The sequence below is a fragment of the Escherichia sp. MOD1-EC6300 genome, assembly GCF_002965045.1.
Classification (GTDB): domain Bacteria; phylum Pseudomonadota; class Gammaproteobacteria; order Enterobacterales; family Enterobacteriaceae; genus Escherichia; species Escherichia coli_F.
Genome location: NZ_PTRH01000002.1, coordinates 323,505 through 336,399 on the forward strand (window position 1 = coordinate 323,505; position 12,895 = coordinate 336,399).

The window sequence follows — 12,895 nt, forward strand, 5'->3', positions numbered from 1 at the left end:
GGAAAAAGACAAATGGAACAAGCGCATACCCAGCTGATTGCCCAACTGAACGAACGTATTTTAGCGGCGGATAACACGCCGCTTTATATTAAGTTTGCCGAAACGGTGAAAAATGCCGTGCGCAGCGGGGTGCTGGAACATGGCAATATTTTACCCGGCGAGCGCGATTTAAGTCAGTTAACCGGCGTTTCGCGCATTACGGTGCGCAAGGCGATGCAGGCGCTGGAAGAAGAGGGCGTGGTGACACGTTCGCGCGGCTACGGCACGCAGATTAATAACATCTTTGAATACTCGTTAAAAGAAGCGCGAGGATTTTCTCAGCAGGTGGTGTTGCGCGGGAAAAAGCCCGATACGCTATGGGTTAACAAGCGAGTGGTTAAATGCCCTGAAGAGGTGGCGCAGCAATTGGCGGTCGAAGCGGGTAGTGATGTCTTTTTGCTTAAGCGTATTCGCTATGTTGATGAAGAAGCGGTCTCTATTGAGGAGTCGTGGGTTCCGGCGCATTTAATTCATGATGTTGATGCCATCGGAATCTCTCTTTATGACTACTTCCGCAGTCAGCATATTTTTCCAAAGCGTACCCGTTCCCGCGTTAGCGCCCGGATGCCGGATGCCGAGTTTCAGTCACATATTCAATTAGATAGTAAAATACCGGTGCTGGTGATCAAGCAAGTGGCGCTTGACCAACAGCAACGGCCTATTGAGTACAGCATCAGCCACTGTCGCAGTGATCTATACGTTTTTGTGTGTGAGGAGTAGTTCCTCGCGGGTTGGCGCGCAATCACCGCCGCGATGCCCGACAACCCACGACGCCACTGCATTGCCCAGCAATACGGCATCCGCCAGTGGCAAACCAGAGGCCAGTCCAGCTAATACGCCACCTGCATGACTGTCGCCCGCCCCAATGGTGTCTACAACTTGCGTTGGAAATGCCGGGATGCAGCCAGAAGCGTTATTGCTGAAATACCATGCGCCTTCTTTATCGAGACGAACGATCAACGGCGCGGCAAATTTCTCCTGCCATTGCTTGCCAAGTGTTGTTATCTCTGCTGATAAAGCAAAACGTTCGGCGGCAATCTCACCCTCCTGACGATTGAGTGACACTAAAGGTCGACAGGCCATGATTCGCGCCAGTAATGCATCCGGGATATCGCCAATACGTGGGCCAAAATCGATGAACGGCGTCACGTCTTGCAGACTCTCCAGCCATTCCACTAACAATTCACCGCAGGGCGAGGCCAGTTGATAACCAGAAAAATAGAGCAGGCTGCCAGGCGCAACGGTTAATCGCGCCAACCATTCGCGATTCCACTGATTTTCCACACCACTGAACGACATAAACGTGCGTTCACCATCAGGCTCAACCAGCGCCAGACACCAGCCGTTATCGCCTTCGGCGTTATCGATGAGGCTGATTAATCCTTCTTTCGCCATCCGGTTACGAATAATTTCCGCCCACACACCCTGGCCGAGCGGCAGGGCATTACCCGCTTCGATACCGAGGCGCTTTAACGCCACGGCAATATTCAGTGCGCAGCCGCCAACGTTAACGCTCTGCTGTTTCAGTTCGATATCGCACCCACGCCAGGGGAGGGCATAAGCGTCGGCGATCACATCAATGACTGCCGCGCCGACGACCATCACCGGCTGACGCGTGGTTAATTCAGGCAGCAGCGTGTGTAATCGAGCGCCGCTCATGCCGCCTCCCGTTGTTGGCGATACTTTGCCAGCGCCGTGGCATAATGATTAAAATCAAGCTGATTTACCGCATCCAGCTCCGTCTTAAACGCAGGATCGATAGCGTTAACGCCATGCAATGCGCCGCAAATCGCCGTCGCCATAGCGCCGATGGTGTCTGTGTCGCCGCCAAGGTTAGCGCACAGGATGGCGCAACGGTTCGGGTCGGTTTGTGCCAGTTCAACCAGCGCAATGGCGCACGGAACGGACTCAATAGTACTGGTACCTGCCCCAACCACCTGATACAGCTGTTCGCTGGCGGATTCGGTGCCGTCGGCATTGCGCACAATTTTCAGCGCAATCTCCAGACGTGCTGCCAGTGAGGCGCTGAAGGTAGTGATGCGTTTTTGCTGTGCATGTCGCGCAATCGAGGGTAGAGAATCAACAATCGCTGACCAGCTTTCTCCGTCAATGGCACGGGAAATCGCCCATGCGATGACTACCGCACCTGCCACCGCCAGATCGGATTTATGGGTCGGGCTGGACGCCAGCGCCACATCATCAATAAAGGAATCAACATTGCGCGCCGGAAGCAAACAACCTAATGGCGAGACGCGCATCGCTGCGCCGTTGGTCACGCCATTGTTTTCCAGTTCAGCAACGGGTTTACCGTCGCGAATGGCGTTAAGCGCAATCTTCGAAGTTGGGCCAAGCACGTTTTTGTTAAAGGCGTTGAAACGCAGCGCCCAGTCGAGAATATTACGCCCAATCAGATCCGGATCGATCTCGCCTTCACGTTCCAGTAACGCATCAGCCAGGCAAAGAGCCATTGAGGTATCGTCGGTAAATTCGGCGCGGTTAAAATAACAGGCCGCGTTATTCTCCTTTGGTCCAGGCAGAAAACGGTCAATCCAGCCAAAGTGTGCTTTAACGCGGCTGCGTGGCCAAAGCTCGGAGGGCATCCCCATCGCATCCCCTAACGCCTGCCCATAAAGAGCACCGAGAATACGTTCTGTTTTCATTTAACTTCCCCTTGTGTCAACGCAATATCGCGATCATCGACCTTGATAGCCGTAATTTCGTTGTCGGATTCGCGGAAAAAAATCATGAACAGCACGGCGATAATGGCAATCATCACCGCGCCGAAAGTCCACATCCCGGACCAGTTGAAAGTCAGTCCGTTTACCGGTTCCGGATAAGCGAACATCTTTTCCATCATCACACCGCCAAGACGATAGCCGAGCAAACTGCCGAATCCCTGGCAGCAGAGCGTGATCAGCCCCTGCGCAGCGGTACGCATATGCACGGGGGCTTTTTTATCGACATAGATGTAAGCGGTAACGTAGTAAAAATCGTAACTTACGCCATGCAGCAAAATGCCGAGGAACAGTAACGCGTAGGTGAAATATTCATCCGCACTACCGTAAATAAAGAAGCCATAGCGGATCGCTGCGGTGACCAGACCAAGTAATAATACCTTTTTGATACCAAAGCGTTTGGTAAAAAACGGCAATGCCAGCATAAAGAAGATTTCAGAGAACTGGCCGAGCGTCATCCAGCCGGTGGCGTTTTTCATGCCGACTTCTGTCAGATAACCGTTGGCAAAGATGTAATAGAACGCCAGTGGCATCGCAAACAGGAATGAACAGAAGAAAAAGACGAGGAAGTTTTTATCGCGCAGCAGGATCAGCGCATCCAGGCCGAGCATGACTTTAATGTCCATTTTGCCGGTGCTTTTTGGCGGCGTGTCGGGCAGGAAAAACGCAAACACACCGAGCAGAGCAGAACTTCCGGCGGTAATCAGCAGCGGGATGTTAGTCGGAGAGATATCGGCATAACCCAGCATTTGCGGCAAAAATCCACATGCCAGACCGGAGGCAATCCAGCCGATAGTGCCCATCACACGAATGCGTGGGAAATCACGCTCCACATCCGGCACGTTGGCAAAAGCGATACTGTTAGTCAGCGCAATGGTCGGCATATAGGTTAGCGAGTAGGCCAGCAGTAACGGGAAGAACCCGGCAAAAGTGGTCTGTTGCGCAGCGAAATACATCAGCGCCGCACCAGCGAACATCAATACCGCCAGCACTTTCTGCGCCGAGAAAAAGCGGTCAGTGATGGAGCCAACCAGAATTGGCGACAGGATCGCCGCAATGGCGGTACAGGCATACGACCAGCCAATTTCTCCGGCACTAAAACCGCTTTTACTTAACCACAACCACAATGGCACAAACCACGCGCCCCAGATAAACCATTCAACAAACATCATGAACGACAGCTTTGCTGTTGTTTTCATCTTTTAATTCCTTCATGACAGGTAATGTAAGGTACGCGATGACAATACCATTTAATAATACCTTTTAAATACCTTTGCGGTGAAAATTTGACCGCGGTAACATTTTTTCTGATGAATCGAGCCAACAGAAAACGCTGAAAAAACATCCAAAAGATGGAAAAACTCGCCTGTAACGACCAGGATTATGATTGCCCGCAAAAGGCGGGCCAGGACAATCCATAGCCGATATCCAATCGGAATTTACGGGAGCATAGTAATGACAGATATTGCGCAGTTGCTTGGCAAAGACGCCGACAACCTTTTACAGCACCGTTGTATGACTATTCCTTCTGACCAGCTTTATCTCCCCGGACATGACTACGTAGACCGCGTGATGATTGACAATAATCGCCCGCCAGCGGTGTTACGTAATATGCAGACGTTGTACAACACTGGGCGCCTGGCTGGAACAGGATATCTTTCTATTCTGCCGGTTGACCAGGGCGTTGAGCACTCTGCCGGAGCTTCATTTGCCGCTAACCCGCTCTACTTTGACCCGAAAAACATTGTTGAACTGGCGATCGAAGCGGGCTGTAACTGTGTGGCGTCAACCTACGGCGTGCTGGCATCGGTATCGCGGCGTTACGCGCATCGCATTCCATTCCTTGTCAAACTTAATCACAACGAGACGCTAAGTTACCCGAACACTTACGATCAAACGCTGTATGCCAGCGTGGAGCAGGCGTTCAACATGGGCGCGGTGGCGGTTGGCGCGACCATCTATTTTGGCTCGGAAGAGTCACGTCGCCAGATTGAAGAAATTTCTGCGGCTTTTGAACGTGCGCACGAGCTGGGCATGGTGACCGTGCTGTGGGCCTATTTGCGTAACTCCGCCTTTAAGAAAGATGGCGTCGATTATCACGTTTCGGCTGACCTGACCGGCCAGGCTAACCATCTGGCGGCAACCATAGGCGCAGATATCGTCAAACAAAAAATGGCGGAAAATAACGGCGGCTATAAAGCGATTAATTACGGTTATACCGACGATCGCGTGTACAGCAAGTTGACCAGCGAAAACCCGATTGATCTGGTGCGTTATCAGTTAGCTAACTGCTATATGGGCCGGGCAGGGTTGATAAACTCCGGCGGTGCTGCAGGCGGTGAAACTGACCTCAGCGATGCAGTGCGTACTGCGGTCATCAACAAACGCGCTGGTGGAATGGGGCTGATTCTTGGACGTAAGGCGTTCAAGAAATCGATGGCTGACGGCGTGAAACTGATTAACGCCGTGCAGGACGTTTATCTCGATAGCAAAATTACTATCGCCTGATACGCCTCATACGAACAGCACTACCCCGTAGGGCGGATAAGGCGTTCACACCGCATCCGGCAACCTATGCCTGATGCGACGCTGAAGCGTCTTATCATGCCTACACAGCGCTGCCACGTATGCCGGATAAGGCGTTTACGTTGCATCCGGCATAAAAACACGCGCACTTCGTTACGGCTTCCCCCGGGAGGCCGTTTTTTTTCCTGTCATTCTGATTAATTTTCATATTGTCGTTTTTGTGATCGTTATCTCGACATTTGAAAACAAATAATTTCATTATATTTTGAAATCGAAAACAAATGACAGGATGTGAAAATGTACGTGGTATCGACAAAGCAGATGCTGAACAACGCGCAGCGCGGCGGTTATGCGGTTCCGGCATTCAATATTCACAATCTCGAAACGATGCAAGTGGTGGTGGAAACCGCTGCCAGCATGCATGCGCCGGTCATCATCGCCGGAACGCCCGGTACATTTACTCATGCTGGTACAGAAAATCTGGTGGCGCTGGTCAGCGCTATGGCGAAGCACTATCACCATCCATTGGCGATTCACCTCGACCATCACACGAAATTTGACGATATCGCTCAGAAAGTTCGTTCAGGTGTGCGCTCGGTAATGATCGACGCCTCGCATTTGCCTTATGCGCAAAATATTGCACGGGTAAAAGAGGTGGTGGATTTTTGCCATCGCTTTGATGTCAGCGTCGAAGCGGAGCTGGGGCAGCTTGGGGGCCAGAAAGATGATGTACAAGTCAATGAAGCTGATGCGTTGTATACCAACCCCATTCAGGCGCGTGAATTTGCCGAGACAACCGGGATTGATTCCCTGGCGGTCGCCATCGGCACGGCTCACGGTATGTATGCCAGCGCACCGGCGCTTGATTTTTCTCGACTGGAGAACATTCGCCAGTGGGTGAACTTACCGCTGGTGCTGCATGGTGCGTCAGGATTATCGACTAAGGATATTCAGCAAACCATCAAACTGGGGATATGCAAAATCAACGTTGCAACGGAGCTGAAAAATGCATTCTCGCAGGCGTTAAAAAATTACCTGTCCGAGCACCCCGAAGCGACCGATCCCCGGGATTATTTGCAGTCGGCTAAATCCGCAATGCGCGATGTGGTGAGCAAAGTGATTGCTGATTGTTGCTGCGAGGGCAGGGCATAACGCACCTGCCATTTAACAAGGAAAAAACATGAAAACGTTAATTGCCCGGCATAAAGCTGGTGAACATATCGGCATATGTTCAGTCTGTTCTGCCCATCCGTTGGTTATCGAAGCGGCGCTGGCATTTGATCGCAACAGCACGCGCAAAGTGCTGATTGAAGCAACGTCAAACCAGGTCAATCAATTTGGCGGTTATACCGGAATGACACCGGCGGACTTTCGCGAATTTGTGTTTGCAATTGCCGATAAAGTCGGATTTGCTCGTGAGCGTATCATTCTCGGCGGCGACCATCTGGGACCGAACTGCTGGCAGCAAGAAAATGCGGATACGGCGATGGAAAAATCCGTCGAGCTGGTAAAAGCATATGTTCGAGCGGGGTTCAGTAAAATTCACCTTGATGCGTCAATGTCATGTGCGGGGGATCCAATACCATTAGCGCCAGAAACGGTTGCTGAACGTGCTGCCGTGCTTTGCCACGCAGCGGAGAGTGTGGCGACAGATTGCCAGCGTGAGCAACTGAGCTATGTCATTGGCACCGAAGTTCCGGTTCCGGGCGGTGAGGCCAGCGCCATTCAGTCAGTACACATTACCCGGGTTGAAGATGCCGCCAATACTTTACGTACGCATCAAAAGGCCTTTATTGCTCGTGGGCTGACAGAGGCGTTAACACGCGTGATTGCCATCGTGGTACAGCCGGGTGTGGAATTTGATCACAGCAATATTATCCATTATCAGCCGCAAGAAGCGCAGGCGCTGGCGCAATGGATAGAAAACACCCGAATGGTTTATGAAGCACATTCTACCGATTACCAGACCCGGACGGCTTATTGGGAATTAGTCCGCGATCACTTTGCAATTTTGAAAGTAGGGCCAGCATTAACCTTTGCTCTACGTGAGGCGATATTTGCGTTGGCACAAATTGAGCAAGAGCTTATCGGCCCCGAAAATCGTAGCAGTTGCCTGGCGGTGATTGAAGAAGTGATGCTCGATGAACCGCAGTACTGGAAAAAATATTATCGCACGGGTTTTAACGATTCATTACTGGATATTCGTTACAGCCTGTCGGATCGTATTCGTTATTACTGGCCGCATAGTCGAATTAAGAATAGCGTTGAAACGATGATGGCGAATCTGGAAGACGTGGACATCCCACTGGGCATGATTAGTCAGTATCTACCCAAACAATTTGAACGCATACAGTCCGGGGAATTATCGGCAATACCGTATCAGTTGATTATGGATAAAATTTATGATGTTTTGCGTGCCTATCGCTACGGCTGTGCGGAATAAGGACGGTATATGACTAACCTGTTTGTTCGTAGCGGAATTTCTTTTGTCGATCGTAGCGAAGTTTTAACTCATATCGGTAATGAGATGATCGCGAAAGGTGTGGTTCATGAAACCTGGCCACAGGCATTAATTGCCAGAGAAGCAGAATTCCCCACCGGGATAATGCTTGAACAGTACGCCATTGCAATACCGCATTGTGAGGCGATTCATGCTAAGTCGTCAGCTATTTATCTGTTAAGACCAACAAATAAAGTTCATTTTCAGCAAGCGGATGATGATAACGACGTGGCGGTATCGTTGGTTATTGCGTTGATTGTGGAAAATCCGCAGCAGCAATTGAAACTTTTACGCTGTTTATTTGGCAAGTTACAACAGCCCGAGATCGTCGAGACACTAATCACTCTTCCTGAAACCCAGTTAAAGGAATACTTCACAAAGTATGTTTTAGATTCAGACGAATAAATCCCTCTGTAACAATAAAAAGGACTATTTATGAAACGCAAGATAATTGTCGCTTGCGGAGGCGCGGTTGCGACCTCTACGATGGCGGCGGAAGAAATTAAAGAGTTGTGTCAGAGTCATAATATTCCTGTTGAATTAATCCAGTGTCGGGTTAATGAAATAGAGACCTATATGGATGGCGTGCATTTGATATGTACTACCGCCAAAGTTGACCGTAGTTTTGGCGATATTCCGTTAGTTCACGGCATGCCTTTTGTTTCTGGTGTCGGTATCGAAGCATTACAAAATAAAATTCTGACTATCTTACAGGGGTGACCTATGTTTTCAGAAGTCATGCGTTATATTCTCGACCTCGGCCCTACGGTCATGTTGCCGATTGTCATCATTATTTTTTCTAAGATATTAGGCATGAAGGCAGGCGATTGCTTTAAAGCGGGTCTGCATATCGGGATTGGCTTTGTTGGCATTGGCCTGGTGATTGGCTTAATGCTGGATTCCATTGGCCCGGCGGCGAAAGCGATGGCGGAAAATTTCGACCTGAATCTGCATGTGGTCGATGTCGGCTGGCCGGGCTCTTCACCCATGACCTGGGCGTCGCAAATTGCGCTGGTGGCGATTCCGATTGCGATTCTGGTTAACGTGGCGATGCTACTGACCCGTATGACGCGGGTAGTAAATGTTGATATATGGAATATCTGGCATATGACCTTCACCGGCGCATTGCTGCATCTGGCAACCGGTTCATGGATGATAGGGATGGCGGGTGTGGTAATTCACGCGGCGTTTGTTTATAAGCTCGGCGACTGGTTTGCCCGCGATACCCGAAATTTCTTTGAGCTGGAAGGCATTGCTATTCCGCACGGTACGTCGGCGTATCTGGGGCCAATTGCGGTGCTGGTGGATGCTATCATCGAGAAAATCCCAGGCGTTAACCGTATTAAATTTAGCGCCGACGATATTCAGCGCAAATTTGGCCCATTTGGCGAACCTGTCACCGTGGGCTTTGTGATGGGGCTGATTATCGGCATCCTCGCGGGTTACGATGTCAAAGGTGTATTACAGCTGGCGGTAAAAACGGCGGCAGTTATGCTGCTGATGCCACGGGTGATTAAACCCATCATGGATGGTTTAACGCCCATCGCTAAGCAGGCCCGTAGTCGTTTACAGGCGAAGTTCGGCGGTCAGGAGTTCCTGATTGGCCTTGATCCGGCGTTGCTGCTGGGGCATACGGCGGTGGTATCGGCAAGCCTGATTTTTATCCCGCTCACCATTTTAATTGCTGTTTGTGTTCCGGGTAATCAGGTACTGCCGTTTGGCGACCTTGCCACCATCGGCTTCTTTGTTGCGATGGCAGTTGCCGTGCATCGTGGAAATCTGTTCCGCACCTTAATCTCGGGTGTCATCATTATGAGCATCACCCTGTGGATCGCGACGCAAACTATTGGTTTGCACACCCAACTGGCGGCTAATGCTGGGGCGTTAAAAGCCGGGGGCATGGTGGCTTCAATGGATCAGGGCGGTTCTCCCATTACCTGGTTACTGATTCAGGTTTTCTCCCCGCAAAATATTCCCGGTTTCATTATTATCGGTGCCATTTATCTTACCGGTATTTTCATGACCTGGCGTAGAGCGCGCGGCTTTATTAAACAAGAGAAAGCCGTTCTCGCAGAATAATTTTTACCTGAGGGGGAGTTTATCCCCCTTAATAATCAGGAGTTTTTATGAAATCAGTTGTTAATGATACTGATGGTATCGTGCGCGTTGAAGAACGAGTCATGCCTGAAATCATCCATCGGGACGAGGTACGGGTAAAAATTGCCAGCTCGGGGATATGTGGTTCCGACTTACCCAGAATTTTTAAAAATGGTGCACATTATTATCCAATAACGTTAGGCCATGAATTTAGCGGCTATATTGATGCTGTGGGATCCGGTGTTGATGATTTACATCCTGGCGATGCGGTTGCCTGTGTGCCGTTATTACCCTGTTTTACTTGTCCAGAGTGTCTGAAAGGGTTTTATTCCCAGTGCGCAAAATATGATTTTATTGGCTCACGGCGTGATGGTGGGTTTGCCGAATATATTGTCGTTAAGCGGAAAAATGTCTTTGCTCTACCTGCGCATATGCCTATTGAGGATGGGGCTTTTATTGAACCGATTACCGTTGGCCTGCATGCTTTCCATTTAGCGCAAGGTTGTGAGAATAAAAACGTTATTATTATTGGTGCCGGAACCATTGGCCTGCTGGCCATTCAGTGCGCTGTCGCGCTGGGAGCAAAGAGTGTGACGGCTATCGACATTAGCTCAGAAAAACTGGCACTGGCAAAATCTTTCGGTGCGATGCAAACATTTAACAGCCTTGAAATGAGCGCGCCGCAAATGCAGCCCGTTTTACGCGAGCTGCGCTTTAATCAGCTTATCCTCGAGACGGCTGGAGTCCCGCAAACCGTCGAACTGGCGGTAGAGATTGCCGGACCTCATGCCCAGCTGGCGCTGGTGGGCACGTTGCATCAGGATCTGCATTTAACATCGACAACGTTTGGCAAAATATTACGTAAAGAGCTGACGGTTATCGGCAGTTGGATGAACTACTCCAGCCCTTGGCCGGGGCAGGAGTGGGAAACGGCGAGCCGGTTGCTGACAGAACGTAAGTTAAGCCTGGAGCCATTAATCGCTCACCGTGGAAGCTTTGAAAGCTTCGCCCAGGCGGTGCGTGACATCGCTCGTAATGCTATGCCGGGCAAAGTGTTGCTTATTCCCTGAAACCGCGGGCCAGCGTGATGCTGGCCCGGTATTGTGCAAAACAGATCATTCACCAATGGTCCCCCTTCGTTTACACTAGCCACAATTGAATATGGGTAAATGACGATGAATTCATTCGAGCGAAGGAATAAGATCATCCAATTAGTGAATGAACAGGGAACCGTGCTTGTTCAGGATCTGGCGGGAGTATTTGCTGCCTCGGAAGCGACAATCCGTGCCGATTTGCGCTTTCTCGAACAAAAAGGCGTGGTTACGCGCTTTCATGGCGGTGCGGCGAAAATAATGTCCGGAAATAGTGAAACCGAGACCCAGGAAGTCGGGTTTAAAGAGCGATTTCAGCTCGCCAGCGCGCCGAAAAACAGAATTGCGCAGGCGGCAGTCAAAATGATCCACGAAGGGATGACCGTTATTCTCGACAGCGGAAGTACGACAATGCTTATCGCCGAAGGTTTAATGACCGCCAAAAATATCACGGTGATTACCAACAGTCTCCCGGCGGCGTTTGCCCTTTCCGAAAATAAAGACATTACTCTGGTCGTCTGTGGTGGCACGGTCCGCCATAAAACGCGCTCGATGCATGGCTCCATTGCTGAGCGTTCATTGCAGGATATTAATGCCGATTTAATGTTTGTCGGTGCTGATGGTATTGATGCGGTTAATGGTATTACGACCTTTAATGAAGGTTATTCGATTAGCGGTGCGATGGTCACAGCCGCTAATAAAGTGATTGCCGTTCTCGATTCATCGAAATTTAACCGTCGCGGTTTTAATCAGGTACTGCCAATCGAAAAAATTGACATTATTATTACCGATGATGCCGTGTCAGAGGTAGATAAACTGGCATTGCAGAAGACACGGGTGAAATTAATTACGGTGTAGTATTGTTCAGTAGGCCGGATAAGGTGTTTATACCGCATCCGGCATAACTGTTTCTCCCTGGTTCAAGAGAGAATAGTTTGATTAACGCAATAATGGACAATCCGGTGGTAATCGACAGCGCAATGCTGCCGGAAGTATTTCAATATGGAAGTTTTGCCCACTCAACGGTTCGCCATCAAGATTAAAGGTAATTTCGTGTGGCGCTTGTATATCGAACCACGCCGAAGCACCTTCGATAATATTCGGGTTATCTTCGTCAGATTTTAAGGTTGATACGAGAGCCGGAAGAATTTCATCGCCGGTGAAAATGCGCAGTTGCAGTAAGCCGTCGTTAATTAATGCGTTCGGGCACAATTGCTGACCGCCACCTGCCTGACGGCCGTTACCAATACCAATGACTAGTGCGTCACCTTGCCAGTGAAAGTTTTCACCGCGGATTTCACAACGGTCCGGTTGCAGTGTATCCATGCGCATTAAGCCGTGAATGATGTAAGAGACGCCACCCAGCGCTGCTTTTAATTTTTCCGGCGTTTCTGTGGTAATACGTGTCCCAAACCCACCCGTTGCCATATTAATAAAACAGGTTTTTTTGTTGACCTGCGCCATATCAATCGCAATAGCGTCACCAGCAATTGCTAGTTTCAGCGCCTTATCCAGTGCCTCAGGTATACCCACGCTGGTCGCGAAATCGTTCGCTGTACCTAGTGGCAAAATCCCCAGCGCGGGTATGTCATCGCCCTCACACTGAATCAGCGCCGAGGAAACTTCATTAATAGTGCCATCGCCGCCACCGGCAATTACCGTTGCGACGCCCAGCTTCCGGGCCTCTTCTACAAATCGGGCGGCATCGCCTTTCTCCCAGGTGACCCGCACATGGATCGTCATTCCTTCCTCGCGCAACAGCATAATTGCTTCGCGCAAGGGTTGATTGTCAGTACTTTTGCCGTTAAGAATCAGTAAGCTGGCGGGAAATTCTGCCATAATCGTATGCCTTTATGATTGGTCTGTAGATAGTGTAGAGCAGAAAAGAAAAGGCGGAGTCAGAACAG

13 protein-coding genes are annotated in these 12,895 nt (G+C 50.1%); 9 read left to right on the forward strand and 4 right to left on the reverse strand.

What is annotated here, in order from left to right:
- Positions 1-12: 12 nt before the first annotated feature.
- Positions 13-759 carry a GntR family transcriptional regulator gene (locus BGE37_RS04245; RefSeq protein WP_000434034.1) on the forward strand — a complete coding sequence of 249 codons (747 nt, stop codon included), beginning with the start codon at positions 13-15 and terminating at the stop codon, positions 757-759.
- Here BGE37_RS04245 and BGE37_RS04250 read toward each other — a convergent pair.
- Genes BGE37_RS04250 through BGE37_RS04260 form a run of 3 tightly spaced genes read right to left on the reverse strand, consistent with a single transcriptional unit; the run spans position 733 to position 3,973 of the window.
- Positions 733-1,698 (reverse strand): carbohydrate kinase family protein, encoded by a 966-nt coding sequence (locus tag BGE37_RS04250; RefSeq protein ID WP_088541338.1) that lies wholly within the window; start codon positions 1,696-1,698, stop codon positions 733-735. The two genes, BGE37_RS04245 and BGE37_RS04250, sit on opposite strands and share 27 nt — an antisense overlap.
- A complete protein-coding gene (locus BGE37_RS04255; RefSeq protein ID WP_105287813.1) occupies positions 1,695-2,699 on the reverse strand; it encodes an ADP-ribosylglycohydrolase family protein in 1,005 nt (334 codons plus the stop codon). Before BGE37_RS04255 ends, BGE37_RS04250 begins: the two co-directional genes overlap by 4 nt.
- A complete protein-coding gene (locus BGE37_RS04260; protein ID WP_000858470.1) occupies positions 2,696-3,973 on the reverse strand; it encodes a nucleoside permease in 1,278 nt (425 codons plus the stop codon). The genes BGE37_RS04255 and BGE37_RS04260 overlap by 4 nt, the downstream gene beginning before the upstream one ends.
- A gap of 256 nt (positions 3,974-4,229) precedes the next feature.
- Between BGE37_RS04260 and fbaB the strand changes: the two genes are divergently transcribed.
- The 8 genes from fbaB to BGE37_RS04305 all read left to right on the forward strand — a co-directional run bounded on the left by fbaB (position 4,230) and on the right by BGE37_RS04305 (position 11,846).
- Positions 4,230-5,282, forward strand: coding sequence for a class I fructose-bisphosphate aldolase (fbaB, locus tag BGE37_RS04265; RefSeq protein WP_000129551.1), 1,053 nt, complete (start codon positions 4,230-4,232; stop codon positions 5,280-5,282).
- 315 nt (positions 5,283-5,597) lie between these two features.
- Positions 5,598-6,452: a tagatose-bisphosphate aldolase subunit GatY gene (gatY, locus tag BGE37_RS04275; RefSeq protein ID WP_105287814.1), complete on the forward strand. Its 855-nt coding sequence runs from the start codon at positions 5,598-5,600 to the stop codon at positions 6,450-6,452.
- 28 nt (positions 6,453-6,480) lie between these two features.
- Complete coding sequence (gene gatZ / locus BGE37_RS04280) at positions 6,481-7,743, forward strand: tagatose-bisphosphate aldolase subunit GatZ (RefSeq protein WP_105287815.1); 1,263 nt, start codon at positions 6,481-6,483, stop codon at positions 7,741-7,743.
- Between the two features lie 9 nt (positions 7,744-7,752).
- Positions 7,753-8,205, forward strand: coding sequence for a PTS galactitol transporter subunit IIA (gatA, locus tag BGE37_RS04285; protein WP_105287816.1), 453 nt, complete (start codon positions 7,753-7,755; stop codon positions 8,203-8,205).
- A 30-nt stretch (positions 8,206-8,235) separates the two neighbouring features.
- Positions 8,236-8,520, forward strand: coding sequence for a PTS galactitol transporter subunit IIB (gene gatB / locus BGE37_RS04290; RefSeq protein WP_000823282.1), 285 nt, complete (start codon positions 8,236-8,238; stop codon positions 8,518-8,520).
- 3 nt (positions 8,521-8,523) lie between these two features.
- Positions 8,524-9,879 carry a PTS galactitol transporter subunit IIC gene (locus BGE37_RS04295; RefSeq protein WP_000490663.1) on the forward strand — a complete coding sequence of 452 codons (1,356 nt, stop codon included), beginning with the start codon at positions 8,524-8,526 and terminating at the stop codon, positions 9,877-9,879.
- Between the two features lie 47 nt (positions 9,880-9,926).
- Positions 9,927-10,967, forward strand: a complete 1,041-nt coding sequence (gene gatD, locus BGE37_RS04300; protein ID WP_088541343.1) for a galactitol-1-phosphate 5-dehydrogenase — start codon at positions 9,927-9,929, stop codon at positions 10,965-10,967.
- Between the two features lie 105 nt (positions 10,968-11,072).
- On the forward strand, positions 11,073-11,846 hold the full coding sequence (locus BGE37_RS04305) for a DeoR/GlpR family DNA-binding transcription regulator (protein WP_001295426.1): 774 nt from the start codon (positions 11,073-11,075) through the stop codon (positions 11,844-11,846).
- Positions 11,847-11,927: 81 nt separating this feature from the next.
- Here BGE37_RS04305 and yegS read toward each other — a convergent pair whose 3' ends face one another.
- Positions 11,928-12,827 carry a lipid kinase YegS gene (gene yegS, locus BGE37_RS04310; RefSeq protein ID WP_088541344.1) on the reverse strand — a complete coding sequence of 300 codons (900 nt, stop codon included), beginning with the start codon at positions 12,825-12,827 and terminating at the stop codon, positions 11,928-11,930.
- Between the last annotated feature and the right edge of the window lie 68 nt (positions 12,828-12,895).